The sequence below is a fragment of the Rahnella sp. CG8 genome (assembly GCF_023701875.1).
Classification (GTDB): Bacteria; Pseudomonadota; Gammaproteobacteria; order Enterobacterales; family Enterobacteriaceae; genus Rahnella; species Rahnella aceris.
Map to the genome: position 1 here is coordinate 35,911 of NZ_JABAED010000018.1, position 20,664 is coordinate 56,574.

At 49.2% G+C, this 20,664-nt stretch carries 23 protein-coding genes and 2 pseudogenes; 14 read left to right on the plus strand and 11 right to left on the minus strand.

Features of this window, described 5'->3' with window-relative positions; genetic code table 11:
• Window positions 1-63 precede the first annotated feature (63 nt).
• A complete protein-coding gene (locus HGO41_RS16970; RefSeq protein WP_015690096.1) occupies window positions 64-852 on the plus strand; it encodes an arylamine N-acetyltransferase family protein in 789 nt (262 codons plus the stop codon).
• Between the two features lie 331 nt (window positions 853-1,183).
• On the opposite strand, the gene HGO41_RS16975 is transcribed toward HGO41_RS16970, so the two are convergent.
• On the minus strand, window positions 1,184-1,486 hold the full coding sequence (locus HGO41_RS16975; protein ID WP_112152203.1) for a contact-dependent growth inhibition system immunity protein: 303 nt from the start codon (window positions 1,484-1,486) through the stop codon (window positions 1,184-1,186).
• Between the two features lie 325 nt (window positions 1,487-1,811).
• On the minus strand, window positions 1,812-3,644 hold the full coding sequence (locus HGO41_RS16980; RefSeq protein ID WP_250981245.1) for an NACHT domain-containing protein: 1,833 nt from the start codon (window positions 3,642-3,644) through the stop codon (window positions 1,812-1,814).
• Between the two features lie 218 nt (window positions 3,645-3,862).
• On the opposite strand from HGO41_RS16980, the gene HGO41_RS16985 reads away from it, so the two are divergent.
• On the plus strand, window positions 3,863-4,357 hold the full coding sequence (locus HGO41_RS16985; protein ID WP_250981246.1) for a 2-thiouracil desulfurase family protein: 495 nt from the start codon (window positions 3,863-3,865) through the stop codon (window positions 4,355-4,357).
• Window positions 4,358-4,521: 164 nt separating this feature from the next.
• Here HGO41_RS16985 and HGO41_RS16990 read toward each other — a convergent pair whose 3' ends face one another.
• From HGO41_RS16990 to HGO41_RS17005, 4 genes are all read right to left on the minus strand, one after another.
• Window positions 4,522-4,932 carry an ASCH domain-containing protein gene (locus HGO41_RS16990; protein WP_250981247.1) on the minus strand — a complete coding sequence of 137 codons (411 nt, stop codon included), beginning with the start codon at window positions 4,930-4,932 and terminating at the stop codon, window positions 4,522-4,524.
• 323 nt (window positions 4,933-5,255) lie between these two features.
• Complete coding sequence (locus tag HGO41_RS16995; protein WP_217243667.1) at window positions 5,256-5,876, minus strand: NADPH-dependent F420 reductase; 621 nt, start codon at window positions 5,874-5,876, stop codon at window positions 5,256-5,258.
• A 44-nt stretch (window positions 5,877-5,920) separates the two neighbouring features.
• Window positions 5,921-6,886: an SDR family oxidoreductase gene (locus tag HGO41_RS17000; protein ID WP_217243668.1), complete on the minus strand. Its 966-nt coding sequence runs from the start codon at window positions 6,884-6,886 to the stop codon at window positions 5,921-5,923.
• Between the two features lie 49 nt (window positions 6,887-6,935).
• Window positions 6,936-7,571, minus strand: coding sequence for an NADPH-dependent F420 reductase (locus HGO41_RS17005; RefSeq protein WP_217243669.1), 636 nt, complete (start codon window positions 7,569-7,571; stop codon window positions 6,936-6,938).
• Between the two features lie 188 nt (window positions 7,572-7,759).
• Here HGO41_RS17005 and HGO41_RS17010 point away from each other — a divergent pair, with 188 nt between their 5' ends.
• The gene (locus HGO41_RS17010; protein WP_004946587.1) at window positions 7,760-8,209 is read left to right on the plus strand and encodes a winged helix-turn-helix transcriptional regulator; all 450 of its coding nucleotides are present in this window, start codon (window positions 7,760-7,762) and stop codon (window positions 8,207-8,209) included.
• Between the two features lie 120 nt (window positions 8,210-8,329).
• Here HGO41_RS17010 and HGO41_RS17015 read toward each other — a convergent pair whose 3' ends face one another.
• Window positions 8,330-8,770 carry a GNAT family N-acetyltransferase gene (locus tag HGO41_RS17015; RefSeq protein WP_217243880.1) on the minus strand — a complete coding sequence of 147 codons (441 nt, stop codon included), beginning with the start codon at window positions 8,768-8,770 and terminating at the stop codon, window positions 8,330-8,332.
• On the opposite strand from HGO41_RS17015, the gene HGO41_RS17020 reads away from it, so the two are divergent.
• Complete coding sequence (locus HGO41_RS17020; RefSeq protein WP_285427238.1) at window positions 8,760-9,446, plus strand: alpha/beta fold hydrolase; 687 nt, start codon at window positions 8,760-8,762, stop codon at window positions 9,444-9,446. The genes HGO41_RS17015 and HGO41_RS17020 overlap by 11 nt on opposite strands.
• A 105-nt stretch (window positions 9,447-9,551) precedes the next feature.
• Window positions 9,552-9,761, plus strand: coding sequence for a DUF6434 domain-containing protein (locus HGO41_RS17025; protein WP_217243879.1), 210 nt, complete (start codon window positions 9,552-9,554; stop codon window positions 9,759-9,761).
• 126 nt (window positions 9,762-9,887) lie between these two features.
• On the opposite strand, the pseudogene HGO41_RS17030 reads toward HGO41_RS17025, so the two are convergent.
• The 3 genes and pseudogenes from HGO41_RS17030 to HGO41_RS17040 form a co-directional block, all read right to left on the minus strand.
• A pseudogene (locus HGO41_RS17030) lies at window positions 9,888-10,105 on the minus strand (DUF7661 family protein).
• Complete coding sequence (locus tag HGO41_RS17035) at window positions 10,105-10,635, minus strand: GNAT family N-acetyltransferase (protein WP_013578392.1); 531 nt, start codon at window positions 10,633-10,635, stop codon at window positions 10,105-10,107. The pseudogene HGO41_RS17030 and the gene HGO41_RS17035 overlap by 1 nt, the downstream one beginning before the upstream one ends.
• 272 nt (window positions 10,636-10,907) lie before the next feature.
• Window positions 10,908-11,345: a GNAT family N-acetyltransferase gene (locus tag HGO41_RS17040; protein ID WP_112198480.1), complete on the minus strand. Its 438-nt coding sequence runs from the start codon at window positions 11,343-11,345 to the stop codon at window positions 10,908-10,910.
• A gap of 131 nt (window positions 11,346-11,476) precedes the next feature.
• Here HGO41_RS17040 and HGO41_RS17045 point away from each other — a divergent pair.
• From HGO41_RS17045 to HGO41_RS17080, 8 genes and pseudogenes are all read left to right on the plus strand, one after another.
• A pseudogene (locus tag HGO41_RS17045) lies at window positions 11,477-11,686 on the plus strand (GNAT family N-acetyltransferase); the annotation flags it as partial.
• 322 nt (window positions 11,687-12,008) lie between these two features.
• Window positions 12,009-12,707, plus strand: a complete 699-nt coding sequence (gene dgoR, locus HGO41_RS17050) for a D-galactonate utilization transcriptional regulator DgoR (protein WP_013575998.1) — start codon at window positions 12,009-12,011, stop codon at window positions 12,705-12,707.
• Entirely contained in the window at window positions 12,704-13,600 is an 897-nt protein-coding gene (locus tag HGO41_RS17055; RefSeq protein WP_250981249.1) for a 2-dehydro-3-deoxygalactonokinase, read from the plus strand. The genes dgoR and HGO41_RS17055 overlap by 4 nt, the downstream gene beginning before the upstream one ends.
• Window positions 13,584-14,201 carry a 2-dehydro-3-deoxy-6-phosphogalactonate aldolase gene (locus HGO41_RS17060; protein WP_013575996.1) on the plus strand — a complete coding sequence of 206 codons (618 nt, stop codon included), beginning with the start codon at window positions 13,584-13,586 and terminating at the stop codon, window positions 14,199-14,201. Before HGO41_RS17055 ends, HGO41_RS17060 begins: the two co-directional genes overlap by 17 nt.
• Window positions 14,198-15,346: a galactonate dehydratase gene (gene dgoD / locus HGO41_RS17065; protein WP_015690092.1), complete on the plus strand. Its 1,149-nt coding sequence runs from the start codon at window positions 14,198-14,200 to the stop codon at window positions 15,344-15,346. Before HGO41_RS17060 ends, dgoD begins: the two co-directional genes overlap by 4 nt.
• A gap of 161 nt (window positions 15,347-15,507) precedes the next feature.
• On the plus strand, window positions 15,508-16,824 hold the full coding sequence (locus HGO41_RS17070) for an MFS transporter (RefSeq protein ID WP_013575994.1): 1,317 nt from the start codon (window positions 15,508-15,510) through the stop codon (window positions 16,822-16,824).
• Window positions 16,825-16,833: 9 nt separating this feature from the next.
• Window positions 16,834-17,784 carry a 2-hydroxyacid dehydrogenase gene (locus HGO41_RS17075; RefSeq protein WP_131637892.1) on the plus strand — a complete coding sequence of 317 codons (951 nt, stop codon included), beginning with the start codon at window positions 16,834-16,836 and terminating at the stop codon, window positions 17,782-17,784.
• A 263-nt stretch (window positions 17,785-18,047) separates the two neighbouring features.
• Window positions 18,048-18,314, plus strand: a complete 267-nt coding sequence (locus tag HGO41_RS17080) for a PTS sugar transporter subunit IIB (RefSeq protein WP_013575992.1) — start codon at window positions 18,048-18,050, stop codon at window positions 18,312-18,314.
• On the opposite strand, the gene HGO41_RS17085 is transcribed toward HGO41_RS17080, so the two are convergent.
• Window positions 18,315-19,250, minus strand: a complete 936-nt coding sequence (locus HGO41_RS17085) for a LysR family transcriptional regulator (protein ID WP_013575991.1) — start codon at window positions 19,248-19,250, stop codon at window positions 18,315-18,317.
• 122 nt (window positions 19,251-19,372) lie between these two features.
• Here HGO41_RS17085 and HGO41_RS17090 point away from each other — a divergent pair, with 122 nt between their 5' ends.
• Window positions 19,373-20,638 (plus strand): ABC transporter substrate-binding protein, encoded by a 1,266-nt coding sequence (locus HGO41_RS17090; protein WP_121019199.1) that lies wholly within the window; start codon window positions 19,373-19,375, stop codon window positions 20,636-20,638.
• Window positions 20,639-20,664: the final 26 nt, after the last annotated feature.

A 20,664-nucleotide genomic window follows, 5' to 3' on the forward strand; every position in this document is an offset into this window, starting at 1 on the left:
CTATACAGACAATGATGCGGCCCTTCTATAGTAGTGCCGAACCCGAGCAATCAATGAGGCATTATGCATAGCGACAACTTTGACCTTTCGACTTATTTCCGTCGTATAAACTACACCGGGCATGCAGCCGCCGATACCGCCACGCTGCACGCGCTCATGCGTCATCAACTCTTTTCGGTACCCTTCGAGAATCTGGATGTACAGGCTGGCAAAGTCGTCTCCCTGGTACCCGAAGACATTGCAGACAAGCTGCTACAACGAGGTCGTGGTGGATACTGCTATGAGGTCAATGGGCTATTTGCAATGGCGTTGGGCGCTTTAGGTATTACCTACCGTTTCGTTGCAGCTCGTCCGATGTTCTACCCGGCACGCCGACCGAAAACGCATATGGCATTAATTGCTGAAGTCGATGACCGCCTGTGGCTTTGCGATCTAGGGTTCGGCAGCTACGGTATTCGCGCACCGATCGCCATAGACATGCCAGATACCGACATCGAACAGGATTTCGATACTTTCCGACTTATCCGTGACGTTAATAGCGAGTACCTGCTACAAGCGAAGGTGGAGGGCGAATGGGCCAATCAATACAGTTTTGATCTGTCGCCCCAGGAGTGGATTGATTTCGTCCCGGCCAACTACCTCAACTCCACCCATCCTGATGCCATCTTTGTGCAGAAGTTACTGATCGTGCAGCACGTCCCCGAGGGGCGGCTGATTTTGCTAGGTAATGTGCTGAAGACGATCACAGCAGAGGGCGTAGAAAAGCAGCAACTGACGGAAGACGATATTGCCCATGTCCTGAAAAACCGCTTTGCTCTGCCTGCACCGCAATACATCGGGAAGACAGTGTAATCCTGAGCACAGCCTTCCCTCTATTTATCCTCATGAAATATGCAGAGGGCTGGCTGGCATACCTGTCGCAGACGACTCATTCAACACAGGATGGTCTGGAGGTGTTTTTAATTCAGTTGCAACACTGATGCTAATAGACCCTTCATTGAGCAGGCAATTAATGTCTGCTCTTTGCTCATAGCAGACCTTCAGCGTCACGTGCTTGTCTGCTGTGTGCCACAAACAGACCTTCAAAAGTTACAGCCGGATCAACCCAGCGGCCAAACTGAATTGACTATACCTTGCTAGTAGTAGGTATGTTTTTGGGCGCTATTTCGCATTGGCATACACATTAAGAAAGTGAGTCGAAAACCTTTTCCCTCAACAAACTGAGAAAATCTGCTGGGGTCATATTCCATGATTCTATTGAGAATTCAGCGCCATAGCGACTTTCAAAATCATTTTCAAGGTCGTCGCATTCCTGGGTAAATTCCTCAATATCGCCTATCAAGCTATGCCGTAAAGAAGTTGATGTGTCAGCAATCCATGCATCAATTTGAGCTTCCACGCTTTCACCGCTACCAAACAGATCATAATCCTGCCCAAAATAAATTGCGATCAGACTGTCCAGCTCGGATACGTTGATATCTTTCATAGTAAAACCATAGGGTAAGCAATAAGGATGAAATAAGGTTTACGGTTTCAGTATTCAAATTTGAGCATTATGCGGAACTTATAGCAGTTGATACGCTTTTCGTCGCTTCATACACCGTGATGTAAGGATGCACACAATTACGAATGTCAGCTCCTCGCTCGAAGCAACCTGATGGACCTCACCTACAGCAGTTTGGTGCCAGGAGCGGACATTTTTCATCGTTAAGATATAACTATCTCTGTCTAAGTTTTTATTAGACCAAGAAAATCACCAAAACAGCCTTGTATATTTTTAAAACATAGTACAAATTACACAACCCTATTAGTCAGAAGTTAAAATAATCTGTGGAATTTAATGAATCCCTTCGATTATTTAACTTGTCAACAGCATTGTTAAACTTATTCCTAGTGAGCACATCAATGCCTAGGTTTAATGCTTCCAAAGCAATTGTATCGGGCAGGTTTTTAAATTTAAGGATTTCTCTAATGCTTAACTTACACCAACCATTATCTAATGCATTCTCATTCTGTCTAATGATACTCATTAACTCCTTGTCAGATAACTCTATTTTTATAAAATCAATAGAGAACGTAAATATGCTAGAGAATAGGCTAGGATATGAATCTGATTTATCGAAGTTAAAGTTTGTTTTCTCTACTTCATAGCTTTCTTTATTGCCCACTTTAAAAATAGTGAATTTGGCGCGAAGATGGATATCATCCAAGAAAACATCCTTAACAGAGGTTGGTATTGCATAGTTATCAATTTTCACAGCCTGAGAAGATAAACAAAGAAAGTTGGTTATTGCAGGGATGAACCCATATTCATGGTAGTTATAATAGTCTAATTCCTCTAGAAAAAATAAGCTATTATGAAAGGTGGTGTAAAAAGAATAGTCATTAAAGCATTTTTTATAAAATGAGGTTTTTTTGTCATGCTGCAATGACATAATAAAGGATGCGGCAAAAAATTCTTGAATTGACTTATGTACGAACCGATACTCATTAAAGCCATCTTCAATAATTAAATTTGTAATGGAAGATAACTCTTTCACAGCCTTTTCAGCTATGGAATACTCTTCATTTATATGTTTAAGTGAGATTGATACGAAATTTACTAGTTTTTCATGACTAAATCCATTCAGGCCATCGCTTAGGGAAATGAAACACAAACAATCAAAAAGCTCTCTATAAACACGTCTATTATCATTCCAGTGACGCTCTCTGTATACTTTCCCCTTTATATTGTCATGGCGATGAAAAACAGTATCGAAAATATTTGAATAAAATTGTGATAATGTATTTGGTATATCTTCACCTAAATTGTAACTGATACAGAATAAAACAACTAAAATAGGTGATTTAAGGATGGAGTCTTTTTTTGTATGTAAAGGACTACGTTTGAGAGCGCCACATAGTTCATCGCACTTTTCATGATCAGATGCTGTTTTCTTGATAATTCCAAAAATTTGCTCTTCAGTTAACTCACACACAGAAAATGTTCTAAATTCTGACAAGGAATCAATTTCAGTGCTAGGTCTGCTTGTACAGACTACATGGCATTTAAACGAATTGATAAAACGCTTTATTTCATCAATTAGTTCAATCCTAAACTCAGGCTTAACCTCATCAAATGCATCAAGGTATATTTTAACATTACTGTCGGAAAGTAATTTTTTCAGCGCGTACTCTGATATTTGAACTCCAAAATGGCTTAATGATTTTGATATGGCGAGCTCTAAGGTACCGCCATTATAATTTTTAAGCTCATAGAAAACTGGCAGTCGGCTGAACCTTTTCGCATTATTAGATAATAATTTTCGAAGCAATGTTGACTTCCCTTGCCCAGCCAGCCCTTTTATTAATATGGCTCTATCATTATCTAAAGCTGTGAAATTATTTATCTCTAATCTGCTTTGGGTGCCAGATTGCATTATATCGATTGGAATGTAAATCTCATCAACATGGAAGGATTTATCTTGAGAAACCAGCGTTTTTATTTCTAGAGTTTTTTCACAATACTCTAGATAGTGTTCCTTGAATCTTGGTATATCTAAAAGTTCATATTTTTTGACTAAGAAATCAAAGACTGGCCCTATTGTTTTTTTTACCACCTCATTAGCCGTTGAGGTTAACACCGCTCCAGTAACTGCTCCCATAGATACACTCAGACCTCATCGTAGTGAACTGTAATTTCCATTATATCAATAAAGATTAGGCTGTGTATCTATTGGATTATCTACATTTACTACTATTTTCAATGCCAATACCGTCCGTTCCTCGCTCTTAGCCGCCTGTTGCGTTGCCACAGCTATGTTTATGTAAAAAGCGAAGGTGTTATAATCGAAGTATTCATTTGCCCAGATATACGATAACGATGATAAATAAAATACTGGTCAGTGCTTGCCTGGTGGGGTTCAAAGTGCGCTATGACGGAAGCGATAAAGCACAAATGACCGATCAGTTGCAGCGCTGGCAGAAAGAACAGCGTCTTGTGATCCATTGTCCTGAACTGGCCGCCGGGTTGCCAATCCCACGTCCCCCAGCTGAGATTGTTTGTACTGATGGTAAAGACGTAAAGAAGGCGCAGGTCAGAATACTTGAAATTACGGGGCAGGATGTCACTGAGCACTACCAGCTTGCCGCCTGGTTGGCACTACGTACTGCTCGGGAATCAGGTTGTACCGCTGCGCTGTTAACCGACGGCAGTCCAACATGCGGTAGTCAATTCATCTATGACGGTTCATTTAGCGGCCAACGTAAGTCAGGCATGGGACTCGCAGCGTCTCTGCTCACTGAACATGGAATAGCCGTGTTTTCTGAGAATAGGCTCGCCGATCTCATTGCCTGGATTGATGAGAAAGAACGCTGAACATATTTTTTCATTGAGATACGAAAAGATGTCAGCTTTTTTGCTTATTACTGATGTCACACCTTCCCAGGCCGATTTTTGCCAGGAGCGAAACTTTATATAAGTTGCAGTAGGTAAAACGCTACGATATTTGTCTCATTTGAAATGTAGACACTTTGTCCGATTCATAAAATCTCAACAACTTCAAATTCTTCAGCGATCAGCTCCATATCATCAGAAAAATAACCTTCACGAGTAAAAAACCGCTGATGTTCTTTCTGCCAATACTCAAGGCTCAAATCACCTTCACCTTCCTTTCGGGCAAAGTCGGCGGTAACATCACAAAAACGCACCAGTCGCATCGAAACCAACCTAATAACGCATACTGGTACATCTAGGCTATCAAGGATGATGTTATAACTCCCAATCTTAGGTGCATATTTTTCTTGTAGGTAAGATGTAAAAGAACCGCATGAGGCCGTTTTAATCCCTTTTTTAATAAGGTCTGCAAGCTCGTTGGCCAGTTCTGGGCTATCACCAATTTGCCAAGCATCAGCGCTTGGATACTTCACCTTTAATTCATCAATCGCAGACATTTAAAATCCTACTTAATCTTAATAAAAAGAAATTTTATACATATTTTGAGCGTGAATTGCTCGAAAATTTACATTGATGCTTTCATATTACTTTTAGTCCGCTTCTCGCTCATAGCTGCCGGTCAAAAAAACAAAAAGCCCACTTAAGTTTCCCTAAGTGGGCTTATCTAATAGGGCTACTCTGACCGGGAACGCCATTTCCATTAAGTGATTAATAACTTAGAAAAACACCCATCCTGTCAACATCACCAAAATGGCCGCCATTGGCCTCGCGTCATCGTGAGACCCGCGCCAGTGCTACCGGTGAAGCTGTGGTGTCTGATTCAGCCGATATCGACTTTCATGGCGATGTCCCAGCTGCCGGCGCCATTCTTGGCCAGGCCGATCATCATCAGGCCGAGCGACTCCAGTGTCTGGGCCATTTGCAGGCCGCCGACATCGAACGGACGCAACCCGAGGCTGTCGAGGAAGGCCGAGACGCGTGCCTTCGCCTGTGCATCGTCGGCTGCGATGAACGCATCGAGGTCTCCGCCCCTGGCAAGTACGCGACCGAAGAGGGTATTGAACGCCTTCACGACATGCGCACCGGCGGGGAGGAGTCTGGCGATCTCCTGCGCACCGGAACTGCCGTGGGGAGTGGCGAGGCCCGAGAGATCGGAAGCAAACGGGTTCGTGATGTCGATGATTACTTTGCTGTCGAGTGCTTCGCCAAAGTCGGCCACCACCGCCGCGACACTGGTGTATGGCACGGCGAGAATGACGATGTCGCCCGCTGGTGCGGCACCGTACATCCCGGTGATCGCTCCGGCTGTGAGCTGGTCGGCCAGCGCCTGCGCCCTGGCGGCATCGCGGCTGATCACCTCAACAGTATGTCCGGCCCGGGCTGTACGGTGGCCGATGGCCGTAGCCATGCCTCCTGATCCGATGATGCTGATAGTGCTCATAGATACATTCCTCGTGAGTGGGGGTATTTTCTGCTGCCGGCAGATCAGCTGGCAGGGAAGTAATGGCCGTTGTCCAAATCGGCGAGCAGCCCGGACTGGGCGGGTTCCCAGCCGAGGGTCTGGCGGGTGATGAGGTTGGACGCCGGGAGGTTCAGCGTGACCAGATTCGCGAGGAACCCAAAGTATCCCGGCAGCATTAGTTCGTCGGTGGGAATGCTCACCGCGGGCAGGCCCAGACGGCTGCCAATGGCCTCGGCGATCTCGCGGAACGGGATGCCCTCGCTCTCGATCCCATGCCAGGTTTTGCCGGCCGGCCCCTTCTCCAGCGCCAGGCGGAACAGCGCGGCGAGGTCGCGGGCATGCACCGCCGGCCACAGGTTTGCGCCATCTCCGGGGTAGCCGATGACCCCCTTCTCCTTGGCGAGGCCAATCAGCAGCGGGAGGAACCCGGTATTGTCGGTCATGCTGTGCGCGATAGTCGGGATCCGCACGATCGAGGATCGCACGCCGCGCTCCGCAAGGCCGATTACCGCGAGTTCCACGACGTTACGAACCCGCAGGGAGCCCTTGTACGCATCGCCGCCGGGAAGGGCCGGGTCTTCTTCGGTTGCTGGTCGGTCGAGGAAGCTGGCTCCGGGCGCTGCCCAGCCCAGGTTTGTGGGCGAGCCAATGCTCCCCGAAACGACCAGCGGTTTTCCGGTTCCAGCCAATGCCTCGCCGTACGCGAGCATGATCTGGAGTTCCGCTGCGGCCACGGCGTCAATTCCGCCGACGGGAAGCAGGTCTTGCCGGTGTGCGACGTGGATGACGCCATCGGACTCTGCCGCCGCTGCCTTGAGCCCATCCAGGTCGGAAATATCCCCGCGACGCACCTTGGCGCCGAGTGCGGATAGCGCAGCGGCGGATTTGTCCGATCTGGCCAGGCCGGTGACCTCGTGGCCAGCGGCGATAAGCTCGGAGATGATGTATGAGCCGATATGGCCGGTCCCGCCAGTGACTAAAACGTGCATGATATTGCTCCTGTTAGGTGTGATGCGAATGTCAGGTGGTGCCGTGCGCTCAACCGGGAAGGCTGACACCGATCGAGAAATTAGTGTGTTTGATGGCGTGGGTCATGAGGCCCAACCACAGCATGCAGGCATGCTCCAGTGTCCGCGCCATGAACAGCGGCCCGGTATCCATCGGGCGCAGCCCGAGGCTCCCGATGAACGCCGAGACGTGTGCCTTCGCCTGCGCGTCGTCCCCGGCGATGAACACGTCCAGCAACTGACCGTGAACTGAACCGGCAGCCAGGACGTGGGAAGACTGGGTGTTGAATGCTTTGACGATATTGGCATTAGCAGGGGCAACCCTGGCGATCTCCTGCGCGCCGAAACTGTCTTCAGGTGTCAGGAAGCCCGAGAAGTCGGATTTGATGGGGTTGGTGATGTCGATAACAAGCTTGCCCGCCAGCTTTTCGCCGTACTGCTTCAGCACGTCGAGAACGGCGGAGTAGGGAACCGCCAGGATGACGATGTCCCCGGCCGGGGTGGCGCCGAAGGTTCCCGTCGTTGCACCGGCTCCGATCTGCCCTGCCAGCGCCCGCGCCTTGGCAGCGTCGCGACTCATTACCTCGACGAGGTGTCCGGCCCTGGCGGCAAGACCGCCGATCGCCGCCGCCATGCCGCCGGAGCCGATGATGCTGATAGTGCTCATGTGCAATTTCCTTACGGATAGGGGGTTAATCGTTCATGGACTGCAGGTGCGATCCCACAACCGGACTCAACGTACAGGTCATGCTAGCCTTGTCACTTGCAATAAACAAGTAAAATTACTTGTAAAAAGCAAGTGAGAACAAGAGAGGGGGGTTTGCTTGCGATAGACAAGCGATGTAAGATCTCGCCATGAAAACGACGAATAAAGAAATTCGGTCCCATTGCGCGGTAAATTACGGCGTGGAGATCTTCGGCGACCGGTGGTCGCTCTTGATCATTCGCGACATCGTTTTTACCGGTAAGAAGACCTATGGCGAGTTTATGAAATCGGAAGAGGGGATTGCGACCAATGTCCTGGCTTCCCGCCTTGCCTTTCTTGAGCAGCAGGGGATTCTTGCGAGGGCGCCCAGTCCCGACGACGGGCGCAAGGATTTATACACTCTGACCGAGAAGGGCCTCGACCTCATTCCTGTCATGCTTAACATCGTTCTTTGGAGCGCGAAGCACGATTCGAAGTCGTACGTATTGCACCGCAAGGAGTGGGTTGATCGATTAAGTCGAAACCCCGTGGAAGTGAGCGAAGAGGTGAAGGCGCTGGTTCGCAATGGCGGATGTATGTTTCCCGCTGGCAAGGAATGAGCAAGATGGCAAGCATCCCCTGCCACGCGTAGAACGAACAACGTGAAAACGATGCGGGTACAAAGAGATCTGACAGTCTGCTCTGTGCCAGAAGCGGACATTGATGGAAGTTGAATTGGTTTAAATATCGCGACGTTTTTCTAATTTGATATCAGTGCCGTTAATATTTGTTTCATTGCCCCAGCCCAGTTGCATGTAGAATTTCGCCGCGCGACTATTTTTATCGGTTTCCAGCCAAGCAATCTCATGATGTTTGAATAATTCCTGCTCAGCTAGCACAACAAGCCTGCGACCTACACCTCTGCCTTCATATTCCGGGAGAACAAAGGCCGCAAAAAGACAACCTTCATCCGGCAAAATCATTGTAAAACCGATGATTTTGTCGTTTTCAATCGCAACCCATGCGCAATGATTCTTCTCAATCATATCGGCCACGACGCTTTCGGTAATCCCCATCTGCCGCATTTCTTCACGACTCAGATGATTCTCGATTACCGATGTTCTCACTTCGAACATACCATCAATATCAGAAAGTTGAGCTGTTCTTACATTGATACTCATTAGTCTTACTCCATGTTTTATAATAAATTTTGATAATTATAACGGCTACGGCGCACGCAGCGATATACCTGTAGGGAAAATAAACATCTGGGGGCAGGTGAAACGGATTTATGAGGTGATCCAGGCCGGATATCAGGGATCCGCCGTGAGCCTTGTGGGTCATTCTGTCGGAGGCGCTGTGGCCTACGCGTTTGCGCATAAATATCCCGAATGCGTTAAGGAGATTGTCAGTGTAGAAGGCAACTTCTCTCTTAAAGATGCGTTCTGGACATCCACCATCGCGAAAATGACATTAACGCAAGTCGAATCCATGTCGGCGGAGATGCAAGATTCGCCAGAAACCTGGCTGGAGGGCTCCGGAATCGATCCGCAGTCTGACAAAATACAAATCGCGACAATCTGGCTTAAACATCAGCCAGCTTCAACGCTGCTTGCCATGGCCCGGTCAGTTGTCGAGGTCACCGGGGACCCTGGCTATCAAACTCTGGTCAAAACCGTGTTTACTTCTGTCCCTGTGCATTTACTGGCGGGTGAACATTCAGCGAGTGGCTGGGATGTTCCCGACTGGGCAACTCAGCACGCGAAAAGTGTCACTGTCATGCCTTCAACGGGTCATCTCATGATGTTACAGGATCCCACAACCTTCGGCCAAAGAGTGGCAGAAATACTGAGTTGATAGCAATTAACTTCAAAACAAGCTTATTCTTTCACTTAAACATATCTTTAAGCCCATTTAGTATCCTAATTTCTAATCAACCTCTTCATCATAGGAGTGAGTAAATTGAAAATTGATTGGCATAGCTCATTACTGACCAGTGCCACTAGCATTGATAAAAACTACAAAAATACGCAAAACGTTCGTCGTTTCATGATTAAGGAGTGTGGCGAAGATTTTCGATTCGATCGTGAATTTATTATGTGGATACGTAATGATGATCCAAAAACTTTGGGTGATGTTGTAAATGAGTGGAAGCGCAGACATTCGTTTTAATAAGCCGGGGTCAGCGCCTCGCTCATAGCAGTCTGTCCGCACCTTCGGGCGGCTTTGTTACATGAGCGGAAGTTGAAGGACTTATGGTAAAACGGTTGTATTAGGGAGGGTGAGCCTGACAGATTGCTATTCAACACGTATCACATCAGGATGACGCTCTGTTGCTGCTTCATGGAAAATATCGCCCAGACAGCCAATGATCTCGTCTTCTGCCATACTGTCCGGAATAGTAATATTGTAAAGTCGGGAAAGTTTTCGCTCTGTCAGGTCTGCGCGAAATATCAGCAGCGATCATCTTCGCGCTTGATCCCAATGTGTCGTCCCAATACGTTGTAAATCAACATTATTGTTTGTGCCATTCGGCATAGGTCAGTGTAAACAGCATGCTGGCTGGAGCATTTTCCACATCATGAATGTCACGTACATACCTTAGTCCGGCATTCGTTAGGACTTTCTGTGACGCCAGGTGATTTGCTCTTACTGTGGCAGATATATCAGGCAGTTTGAGCTCATTAAACCCATAGCTGACCGCATAGTTAGCAAACTCTGTCGCCAGGCCTTTTCCCCATGACTCAGTGGAGAAACGATATCCCAAGTTATTGATAGAAATATCGGCATAACTGCGGATGTTTAGCCCGCCAAAACCGATAATCCTTTCAGGATTATCTTTTAACGAGATAGCCCAGTTTCCGAAACCGTAATCTTCCCAGTGTTTAAGCCATCGAGCCAAGACATCACGAGCATAATCAATATCAGGATACGGTCCTACAGGATTAAACGTATTTGTGGCAGGGTCGCCATAAATTCTGAAAAGGTCATCTCCGTCTGAGTTGATTACAGGGCGAAGATGCAGTCGAGAGGTAGTTATCGGCAAAATGTCTCCTGAGTTTTTGATTCATTCAATGAGTTATCTTGCTGTTTTTATAACCAAAATCCTTCAGATTCACAACAGGGATGTTATGTTTAAAATGATGAAAATATTTAGTAGTCCTCAGTAAACGTCCGCTCCCCGCTCACAGCGGACAGTCCGTCTGCGTGGAGGCTGCTATGTGACAGAAATGGGCAGAGCGCGAGTAAATACTCATCAACAAGATGATATTGGGGAACTAACTACCCCTGGTTATATTTGCCAAAATTTAAGATGTCCTATAATGATTTTTTCATAAAAATACGGCTTGTTCCTTCCGGTTGACAGTCAATACGCCCGAACTCTTCCCAGCCATACTTTTTATAAAAATCAGGAGCCTGAAAGCTTATTGTATAGAGAAACGCAGCAGAGCAGCCTCTTTTTCGCCCTTCATCTTCAAAGCGATGAAGGATGTCTGAACCTATCCCCATTTTTCGCAACTCGGGTGGAAGATAAAAAAGATCTATAAACAGGAGTCCCAGCGATGACCGCCCTTGCATTCCGCCAAGTACCTTACCCGTGCGGGTTGATCTGACCAATACAGACAGTGGCTTACGATCGTTTATACCCGTCATAAGATCGTTAAATTCATTGAGCCCTTCTTCAATTAGCAGCAATTGCGCTGCATCTGAATCTTCACATACCTCAAGACTGATTTCTTCCGCTAAGCTGACCATTCCCTATGCCCTTTCAAAAGTGACAGACCCAATGCCTGAGTAGCCAGTGAGGTTAGCGCGGACAACCTGGATTTACCAGTTGCCCGCCTTTTCAGAATGCATAAACGCCTGCCAGATAATATGTAGTCTTAATGATTTTAACTACCACACCGCGACTCATTATTCGCGCATTCAAACAGAAAGACGCATCGGCACTTTTCGATTACCTGTCTTCACCCCGCACACCTTGTTTTCAGGACGAGAAACTCAATTCACTGGAAAATGCAATAGAAGAGGTTGACAGGAGAGCCCGTGATACCGGCCAGTTCGCTGTATGCCTAAAAGAGACTGATGGCATCATCCAGCCTGTTTAATTCAATTCGACGCATTTCTCTCAGCCCATCTTTCCAGCGAACTCAGGCCAGAAAGGGATAAAAGATTCTCATCTTGTTGGATTTTCGCCAAACGAAAACGATCTTCGTGCTAACCCCTGCTGTTCAGCAAAATCGCAAGGCATCGACCGTTTTGTGATCTACATTGCAGTACATGATTAATACTTTGTACTACAATTTTAATCAAGGTTAAGAACAATAATTGTGAATTGTGCGGTGATCTTGCGACGCATAGGCTCGATACAGGTAAAGTACCCGGCAACTTTTCCTTTTAGTCTTTTGTGGAGCATCTATGAGTAGCCAGGAGTTGAGCAAAACCGATCGCATTATTCTCGAGATAGGGCAGCAAATCGTCAGTGGCAAATATGCCCCGGGGTCTGCGCTGCCAGCGGAAACGGAGTTGTGCGAAGAGTTCCAGACGTCACGGAACATCATTCGTGAAGTGCTTCGCTCGTTGATGTCGAAGCGGCTGGTGGAGATAAAGCGTTATCGCGGTGCTTTTGTGGCTTTACGCAACCAGTGGAATTATCTGGATACCGATGTTTTGCAGTGGTCGTTGGCGAATGATTATGACCCGCGGCTGATCCCGGCGATGAGCGAGGTGCGTAATCTGGTTGAACCGGTCATTGCCCGCTGGGCTGCGGAAAGGGCGACCTCCAGCGAATTAGCGGTTATTGAAAAAGCGCTTAACGATATGATCGCCGATCACCAAAATCGTGACGCCTTCAATGAGGCTGATATCCGTTTTCACGAAGCGGTACTGGCGTCGGTGCATAACCCGGTGCTGCAACAACTCAGTGTGGCGATAAGTTCCTTACAGCGTGCCGTATTTGAACGGACCTATATGGCCGATGAAGCCAACATGCCGCGCACATTGAAGGAGCATCAGGATCTGTACGATGCGATACGGCATCAGAACGCAGATGCAGCAGAACAGGCGGCACTGACAATGATCGCCAGCTCGACCAAAAGGCTGAAGGATATTACATGAGAGAAAGTTATATCGCCATTGACTGGGGTTCGACCAACTTGCGCGCCTGGCTCTACCTGAACGGTGAATGTACCGATCACCTGGAGTCAGAAGCGGGGGTTACCCGGCTCAATGGCCGTACTCCTGAACAGGTTTTCCGCGACACACTTTTACCCTGGCAAGCTCATCAGGTACCGGTTCTGATGGCGGGAATGGTTGGCAGCAACGCAGGATGGATGACGGTACCTTATCTGCCTTGCCCGACGCGGCTGACTGATTTCTCCAGACAGTTAACGCGGGTGGAGCAGGCCACACCGTTCAACGCGTGGATTATTCCCGGTCTGAGTGTGGTCAGCGAGGGTAATTGCAATGTCATTCGCGGTGAAGAAACACAGTTAATAGGTGCTTATACAGAATGTCCGGCTTCGCTTTATCTGATGCCGGGAACGCACAGTAAATGGGTACAGATGGACGGTAGCGAGGTTGTTGATTTCCGTACTGTCATGACCGGCGAACTCCACCATTTGCTGATACACCATTCGCTGATTGGTATCGGGCTGACCGGGCAACAGGCAAATCCGGCGGTATTCCAGCAGGGGCTGGAGAGTGGTTTCAAAGAAACCAACATTATTCGCAGTCTTTTTGAGACCCGCGCGGCGCATGTGTTAGGGCAATTAGATAAAAGCGCCGTCAGTGAATGGCTGTCGGGGTTGTTGATCGGCAATGAAGTGTCGCAAATGCAGCGGCAATACGGCATCACTGGCGATCAGCCCATTACCTTAATTGGGAGTCCCAAACTGACCGCACGTTACCAGCAGGCATTGAAGTTTGCCGGACTGACCTGGCAAACGCTGGAAGGCGATCGCGCTTTCCAGGCAGGTGTAAGGAGTATTATCAATGAGTTGGAATACTGAACTTCCGTTAATCGCCATTCTGCGCGGTATCACGCCACAAGACGTTCAGGCGCATGTGACAGCATTGCTGGAGGCAGGTTTTGATGCCGTGGAGATCCCACTCAACTCGCCTGACTGGCAGCGCAGCATCAGTGAAACGGTGAAAGAGTTCGGGCATCGGGCGCTGATTGGTGCCGGGACGGTTTTACAACCTGCACAAGTTGATGAACTGAATGCGATGGGCAGCCGTCTGGTGGTCACCCCTAATATTCAGCCGGAAGTGATTCGCCGGGCTGTGGGGTATGGCATGACCGTCTGCTCTGGTTGCGCGACCGCGACGGAAGCCTTCAATGCGCTGGATGCGGGCGCTCAGGCGCTGAAAATCTTCCCTTCCAACGCCTTTGGACCGGATTACATCAAAGCGTTGAAAGCGGTGCTACCGCCAGAAATTCCGGTCTTTGCCGTGGGGGGTATCACTCCTGAAAATTTACATCTCTATCTTAATGCCGGTTGTATCGGTGCAGGGCTGGGAAGTGATCTCTACCGTGCCGGACAGTCTGTTGAACGTACGACACAACAAGCTAACGCCTTTGTTAAAGCTTATAAGGAATCAACCCGATGAAAGTGACCAAACTAACCACCTACCGGCTGCCGCCGCGCTGGATGTTCCTGAAAATAGAAACTGATGAAGGCATTGTCGGTTGGGGAGAGCCGGTTGTTGAAGGCCGTGCCCGCAGTGTTGAGGCTGCTGTGCATGAGCTGTCTGAATATGTGATCGGACAGGATCCGGCGCGCATCAATGACATTTGGCAGACCCTCTATCGCGGTGGATTTTATCGCGGTGGTCCGATTCTGATGAGCGCGATTTCCGGCATCGATCAGGCACTGTGGGACATTAAGGGCAAAGCCCTGGGCGTTCCTGTTTATCAACTGCTCGGTGGTCTGGTTCGCGATAAGATTAAAGCCTACAGTTGGGTTGGCGGCGACCGCCCGGCAGATGTGATTGAAGGCATTAAAAAGTTGAAAGGCATTGGTTTTGATACCTTTAAACTCAATGGCTGCGAAGAAATGGGCATGATAGACAATTCACGTAAAGTTGACGATGCCGTCGCCGTCGTGGCGCAAATTCGTGAAGCATTCGGTAACAGCATTGAGTTCGGACTCGACTTCCATGGCCGCGTCAATGCACCTATGGCGAAGATTCTGATCAAAGAGCTCGAACCTTACCGTCCGCTATTTATCGAAGAACCGGTACTGGCCGAACAGGCAGAATACTATCCTCGTCTGGCTGCTCAGACACATATTCCCATTGCTGCCGGTGAACGCATGTTCTCGCGCTTTGAGTTCAAACGTGTATTGGCCGACGGTGGTTTAGCCATTATCCAGCCGGATTTGTCGCACGCAGGTGGGATCACGGAATGCTTCAAAATTGCGGCGATGGCAGAGTCTTACGATATTTCGCTGGCACCGCATTGTCCGTTGGGGCCGATCGCACTGGCTTCTTGCCTGCATCTGGATTTTGTGGCGCGTAATGCGGTATTCCAGGAGCAGAGTATGGGTATCCATTATAATAAGGGAGCCGAATTATTGGATTATGTCATTAATAAAGAAGACTTTACCATGACGGATGGTTATTTCTATCCGCTGAATAAACCCGGACTGGGCGTTGAAATTAATGAGGAGTTGGTGATTGAGCGCAGTAAGAATGCCCCTGACTGGCGCAACCCAATTTGGCGTTATGAAGATGGTGCTGTCGCCGAATGGTAACCTGTTCTATATATTTTAAGTCACAGAGCTATCAGGTAAAACTATATCAATAAAGCAATTAATAATAATATCGATATATCCGTATTTGTTTTTTAATCCACATTACGTGGAATGGCCATCTTATGCCCTGACACCAGAGCAGACTCATTAAGGTGATAATAATGAACATCGATCTGTGCTCTACAACACTAAAAAAATTAAACGCAAAAATAATACCTTTTATTATTATTTGCTACTTTGTTGCCAATCTGGATAAAACCAATATATCCGTTGCGGCACTGCAAATGAATGCCGATTTGGGCCTGTCTGCCAGTATGTATGGCCTGGGTGTCGGTATGTTCTATATCTCCTACATCATTTTTGAAATACCCAGTAACGTCATTATGACGCGGGTTGGTGCACGCATCTGGATTGCGCGCATCATGATTACCTGGGGGGTTGTCAGCGCCGGGATGTCACTGGTCCATACGCCGACACAACTGTACGTGATGCGCTTTTTGCTGGGTATGGCAGAAGCCGGGTTTACACCGGGGATTATCTACTATATCTCCTGCTGGTTTCCCAAGAGCAACCGCGCCCGTGCCATGTCGTTCTTCTATATGGGATCGGTGCTGGCGTCAGTGATTGGATTACCGATTTCCGGCAGTATTCTCAATATGCACGGCATTGCTGATATCGCGGGCTGGCGCTGGCTGTTTGCGATGGAAGGCATCCCGGCCATCATTCTCGGCTGTCTGGTACTGTTACGTCTGCCGGATACGCCAAATCATGCCACCTGGTTGAGTGCGGACGAGAAAAAATGGCTGAACACCCGGTTACAACAAGAGAATGGTGACGTAGAAGTAGGGAAACATCATTCATGGGCCAGTGCGCTCAGGAATAAAGTGGTATTGATGTTGAGTCTGGTGTGGTTCCTGCAAGCATTTTGCTCAATTGGTATTACACTCTTCCTGCCGCTCATTATTAAAAGTGTGGCTACAGAACAGAGTAATTTCGTTATTAGCGTTTTGTCGGCCATTCCTTTTGCCTTTGCCGCGATCTTTATGTACGTGAATGGACGTCATTCGGATCTCACCAAAGAGCGATCGCTGCATCTGGGGGTGCCGTTAATTATTTCCGGCTTACTGCTGGCTGCTTCGATATATACCAGTAACCTCTTTATTGCCTATATTATGCTGGTATTGACTGTAGGCTTTAACTTCGCGCTGACCCCGATATTCTGGGCGGTAACGACCGAAAAATTAGCGGGTGTTGCTGCGGCGGCTTCTATTGCTTTCATTAATGCCATTGCCAACTTTGCCGGTCTGGGATTGCCGCCATTGCTGGGAAAAATAAAGGATGTCACCGGCAGTTTCCATTATGGCTTATTGATCATTGCTACGGCACTGGTTATCGGCGGCATCGTCGGTATCTATGTCGGCCGTCCGGCTAAAGTAATAGCGACAAAATCGTCAGCCTCATCATTATCGCAACACTAAGGTCTCGTTATGAAGAATATCGCGGTTAAACAGAAAATATTGAAGCAGGCATCGCTGCCAGATCAGTTGAATGCACAACTGAACGCGCTATACGATGTGTATGAATACAACGACATGGCCGCCGGGGAGTTTGACCGGCTGGCCGCCGAGTTTCGTGTAGTACTCACTAACGGCGAAGCCGTGGTCAGTCGCGAATTTATGGGACGGCTACCTAACCTTGAACTCATCAGCGACTTTGGTGTTGGCTATGACGGTATTGATGTTGCCGCAGCAAGAGAGCGTGAGATTGCTGTGACCCATACCCCCGGCGTATTGACGGATGACGTCGCCGACCTGGCCATGGGGTTGATACTGGCAACGTCACGCCAGATCCCCGCAGCACAACGCTTTATCGAACAGGGAGCATGGCAGAAGGGCGGTTATCCCTGGACCCGTAAAGTCTCAGGGGCGCGGTTAGGCATTATTGGCATGGGGCGTATTGGGCGTGCTATCGCCAAACGCGCTGCGGCATTTAATATGTCGATCGCCTATACGGATCGCGCTGCACTTGCCGACACGGATTACACCTTCCATGCAACTTTGCTATCGCTGGCCGGGGCGAGTGATTTTCTGGTGGTCTGTACCAACGGTGGTGCCGAAACCCGCGGCCTCGTTAACCGCGATGTATTGAATGCTCTGGGCGCGGAAGGCATTCTGATCAATATTTCCCGTGGTTCGGTAGTCGATGAGCGGGCGCTGATTGAAGCCATCGAAGAGGGGACACTCGGGGGAGCCGGTCTTGATGTTTTCACCGACGAACCGCACGTTCCGCACGCATTGTTACACCGGGCAAATGTGGTGGTCACGCCGCATATGGCCAGTGCTACCTGGGCGACGCGCAAAGAGATGTCGCGTCTGGTGCTGGAAAATGTCAACGCCTATTTTGCTGGCGAGCCGTTGGTGACACCTGTTCCGCAGTAAGCGAGTGAAAACGTATTCTGCATGTAAATCAAAGCGCGGCGTTACGTCGCGCTTATTGATTGTCAGCGTTAAACCCCCCATCCGGGAGGGGATGATTGTCCCGGAGCGGAGGGAAAACTGGAAATGCCTGAGGTATTCAATGGCAGAGACCCTGCCGTAAAGATATAGACAACGTCTATATCGCTTGCGAATAAATCGATTTCACTTTGTTGAACGTCAGACTTATGCTGCTGCGGAAACATTAAGGGCTATCAGGAGAGAATATGGAAACCCAACAACTGGCAGCGTTAGTTGTTCACTCAATTGGCGGCGCGGATAACCTCACTAAAATGACCTACTGTGCCAGTAGGATCCGGATGCAGGTGCGCGATGCTTCCCTGCTCGACAGGCAGGCATTAGAAGCACCGGAGGCCATTCGGGCTGTACTTGAAGTAGAAACACCACAATGCGACACGGAGTATCATCTGGTGGTCGGACCGGGCAATACCCGGTCGCTGTATCAGGCGCTGACGGCGTTAACTCAAAAATAGTCAGACCAGCAGGTGGCTGACCCGCGCCAGATGCTCTTGCATCAATGCCTGCATCTGCACCACGTGCGCCGCATCCATCTTCTCCCGCATCATATAAAAGCCCACGTTATAGCGCGGGCTTTGTTGCGTGGTTTGCAGCGGTATAATGCCGTAACGCGCAAAGTAGTCCGCCATGCACGTCGGATAACTCAGCATGATGGCGTCGGAATCATTGACCATGTCTATCGCCGCCATCATCGAGTTAGTTGACCAGATCACCCTATCTTCAAGATGCATCTGGTTGCGCGCCAGCCTTTTGGGTTGCATGTCCTCGACCATGTGTTGAAAACGCCCTTCATCCGGCGTCAGTTCAACGCAAGGATAGTCTTGCAGCTGGAAGGGGTCGATGACGTTGTTGCCTAACGGATGCCCGCGTCGGACAAACAGGCTGTCGGTGACGCTGAACAGCGGCACAAAGGTGATGCCTGCCCTGGAATTCAGCCCCTGAATCTCATGCCCGATAAAGAGATCGATATCACCGCCAAGCAGTAAGTCCATCAGTCGCAGGTGATTTCCCTGATCGATATGGATATTTACCGTGGGATGCAGCGTGCGGTAAGTGTTGAAACTGTCGCGTACAAACATGTGCCACCAGGCATGCCCGGTGCCCATTCGCAAACTCTGCACCTGACGCGCTTTGATAAGCGCCAGTTTACTCAGCGTATTTTCATAAATACGCTGCATCATCTGCGCCTGCTCCAGCAAAAGATCGCCGTACTCGGTCGTTTTCACGCCCGTTGAGGTGCGCACAAGCAGTTGCACGCCCAGATTCTCCTCCAGCTTCTTCATATTATGCGTAAGTGTCGGCTGACTAAGGCAAAGTTTGTTTGCTGCATGACTCACATTTTTGAACATCGCCACTTCGATAAACTGCCGCAGAATTTTATCCAAGATCACACATTTCCCAGGTGGTATAGATAATTTGTATACCTTAGCAGTGAAAATCAATTTCCACCAATGTCTCCGCTTCGCTATTTTCCTCCTATGACGGTATTCCCGCCACGACCTGAGAGTAAGCCATGAGACGAGTAATCCCGGGACTGGTTGCAGCCACGCTGACCCTGACATCGAGTCTGGTTCATGCCGACACCCTGCGTATGGAATGTCCGCCTGGCAAGGAAAGTCGTCAGTTCTGTAACGACATTAAACAGCAGTTTGAAGCGCGGACCGGTCACACGCTGGAATTTATCGATCTTCCACCGGCCTCGAATGAAAAATTGTCGTTGTTTCAACAGATATTTGCCGCCAAAGATTCGGGCGCGATCGATCTCTTCCTGGCCGACACCGTCTGGATCGGTGTGCTGGATAAACATCTGCTGGATTTAACAGATAGCGTCAGTGATATCCGCAATGATTTTTTCCCGAACGCGTTCCAAAACGACATCGTTAACGGTCGTGTCAAAGCCATTCCCGCTTACATGGATGCAGGCGCGCTGTTTTATCGCAAAGATTTATTGGCGAAATACGGCCAAAAGCCGCCTGTGACCTGGAGCGAGCTGACGCGTATTGCCACGCTGATTCAACAAGGTGAGCGTGAAGCGGGACATCAAAACTTCTGGGGGCTGGTGTTTCAGGGCAAAGCCTATGAGGGGCTGACCTGCAATGCGCTGGAGTGGGTGGAGTCGCAGAAGGGCGGCAGTTTTATTGATACTAACGGCAATATCACCATCAACAATCAACGCGCCGCACAGGCGCTGGATATGGCCGCGGCATGGATCGGGAAAATCGTTCCACCGGGAGCATTAGGTTACATGGAAGAGGAGTCCCGTCCGGTCTTCCAGAACGGTGATGCCCTGTTTATGCGCAACTGGCCTTATGCCTACACGCTGGCGCAAGACCGCAGCAGCCCGATCCGTGGCAAAGTCGGCGTCATTCCGTTACCCCGGAGCGAGGACGGCACCTCTGTTAGCACCATGGGCGGCTGGCACTGGGCGATCAGCGCTTACACCAAAAATCCGAAAGCCGCGCTGGCGCTGTTAAAAATTGTCAGCAGTGCCGAATCACAGAAGAAAGGGCTGACGCTGATGGGCAGGGCGCCGTCGCGCACCGCGCTGTATGACGATCCTGACGTCCTGGCGCAGGCACCCTATCTCGCCGAGTTTAAAGAGATCTTCCTGCTGGCCAGGCCTCGCCCTGCATCGCAGACCAAACGCCAGTACGCGCAGGTCTCCAAAGCGATTTATAACGCAACTTACAACGTGCTGCGTGGCGACAGCGACGGGGCGACCGCAGTGGCAGAGTTGCAGCAGCGGCTGGAGAGAATTAAAGCCAGAGGATGGCGCTGAGTTCAGCGTCCCCATTAACGGTCCGG

Coding starts and splice junctions, on each gene's coding strand:
- HGO41_RS16970 (WP_015690096.1), top strand. CDS start 64: ATGCATAGCGACAACTTTGACCTTTCGACTTATTTCCGTCGTATAAAC.
- HGO41_RS16975 (WP_112152203.1), bottom strand. CDS start 1,486: ATGAAAGATATCAACGTATCCGAGCTGGACAGTCTGATCGCAATTTAT.
- HGO41_RS16980 (WP_250981245.1), bottom strand. CDS start 3,644: ATGGGAGCAGTTACTGGAGCGGTGTTAACCTCAACGGCTAATGAGGTG.
- HGO41_RS16985 (WP_250981246.1), top strand. CDS start 3,863: ATGATAAATAAAATACTGGTCAGTGCTTGCCTGGTGGGGTTCAAAGTG.
- HGO41_RS16990 (WP_250981247.1), bottom strand. CDS start 4,932: ATGTCTGCGATTGATGAATTAAAGGTGAAGTATCCAAGCGCTGATGCT.
- HGO41_RS16995 (WP_217243667.1), bottom strand. CDS start 5,876: ATGAGCACTATCAGCATCATCGGATCAGGAGGCATGGCTACGGCCATC.
- HGO41_RS17000 (WP_217243668.1), bottom strand. CDS start 6,886: ATGCACGTTTTAGTCACTGGCGGGACCGGCCATATCGGCTCATACATC.
- HGO41_RS17005 (WP_217243669.1), bottom strand. CDS start 7,571: ATGAGCACTATCAGCATCATCGGCTCCGGCGGCATGGCGGCGGCGATC.
- HGO41_RS17010 (WP_004946587.1), top strand. CDS start 7,760: ATGAAAACGACGAATAAAGAAATTCGGTCCCATTGCGCGGTAAATTAC.
- HGO41_RS17015 (WP_217243880.1), bottom strand. CDS start 8,770: ATGAGTATCAATGTAAGAACAGCTCAACTTTCTGATATTGATGGTATG.
- HGO41_RS17040 (WP_112198480.1), bottom strand. CDS start 11,345: ATGGTCAGCTTAGCGGAAGAAATCAGTCTTGAGGTATGTGAAGATTCA.
- dgoR (WP_013575998.1), top strand. CDS start 12,009: ATGAGTAGCCAGGAGTTGAGCAAAACCGATCGCATTATTCTCGAGATA.
- HGO41_RS17055 (WP_250981249.1), top strand. CDS start 12,704: ATGAGAGAAAGTTATATCGCCATTGACTGGGGTTCGACCAACTTGCGC.
- HGO41_RS17060 (WP_013575996.1), top strand. CDS start 13,584: ATGAGTTGGAATACTGAACTTCCGTTAATCGCCATTCTGCGCGGTATC.
- dgoD (WP_015690092.1), top strand. CDS start 14,198: ATGAAAGTGACCAAACTAACCACCTACCGGCTGCCGCCGCGCTGGATG.
- HGO41_RS17070 (WP_013575994.1), top strand. CDS start 15,508: ATGAACATCGATCTGTGCTCTACAACACTAAAAAAATTAAACGCAAAA.
- HGO41_RS17075 (WP_131637892.1), top strand. CDS start 16,834: ATGAAGAATATCGCGGTTAAACAGAAAATATTGAAGCAGGCATCGCTG.
- HGO41_RS17080 (WP_013575992.1), top strand. CDS start 18,048: ATGGAAACCCAACAACTGGCAGCGTTAGTTGTTCACTCAATTGGCGGC.
- HGO41_RS17090 (WP_121019199.1), top strand. CDS start 19,373: ATGAGACGAGTAATCCCGGGACTGGTTGCAGCCACGCTGACCCTGACA.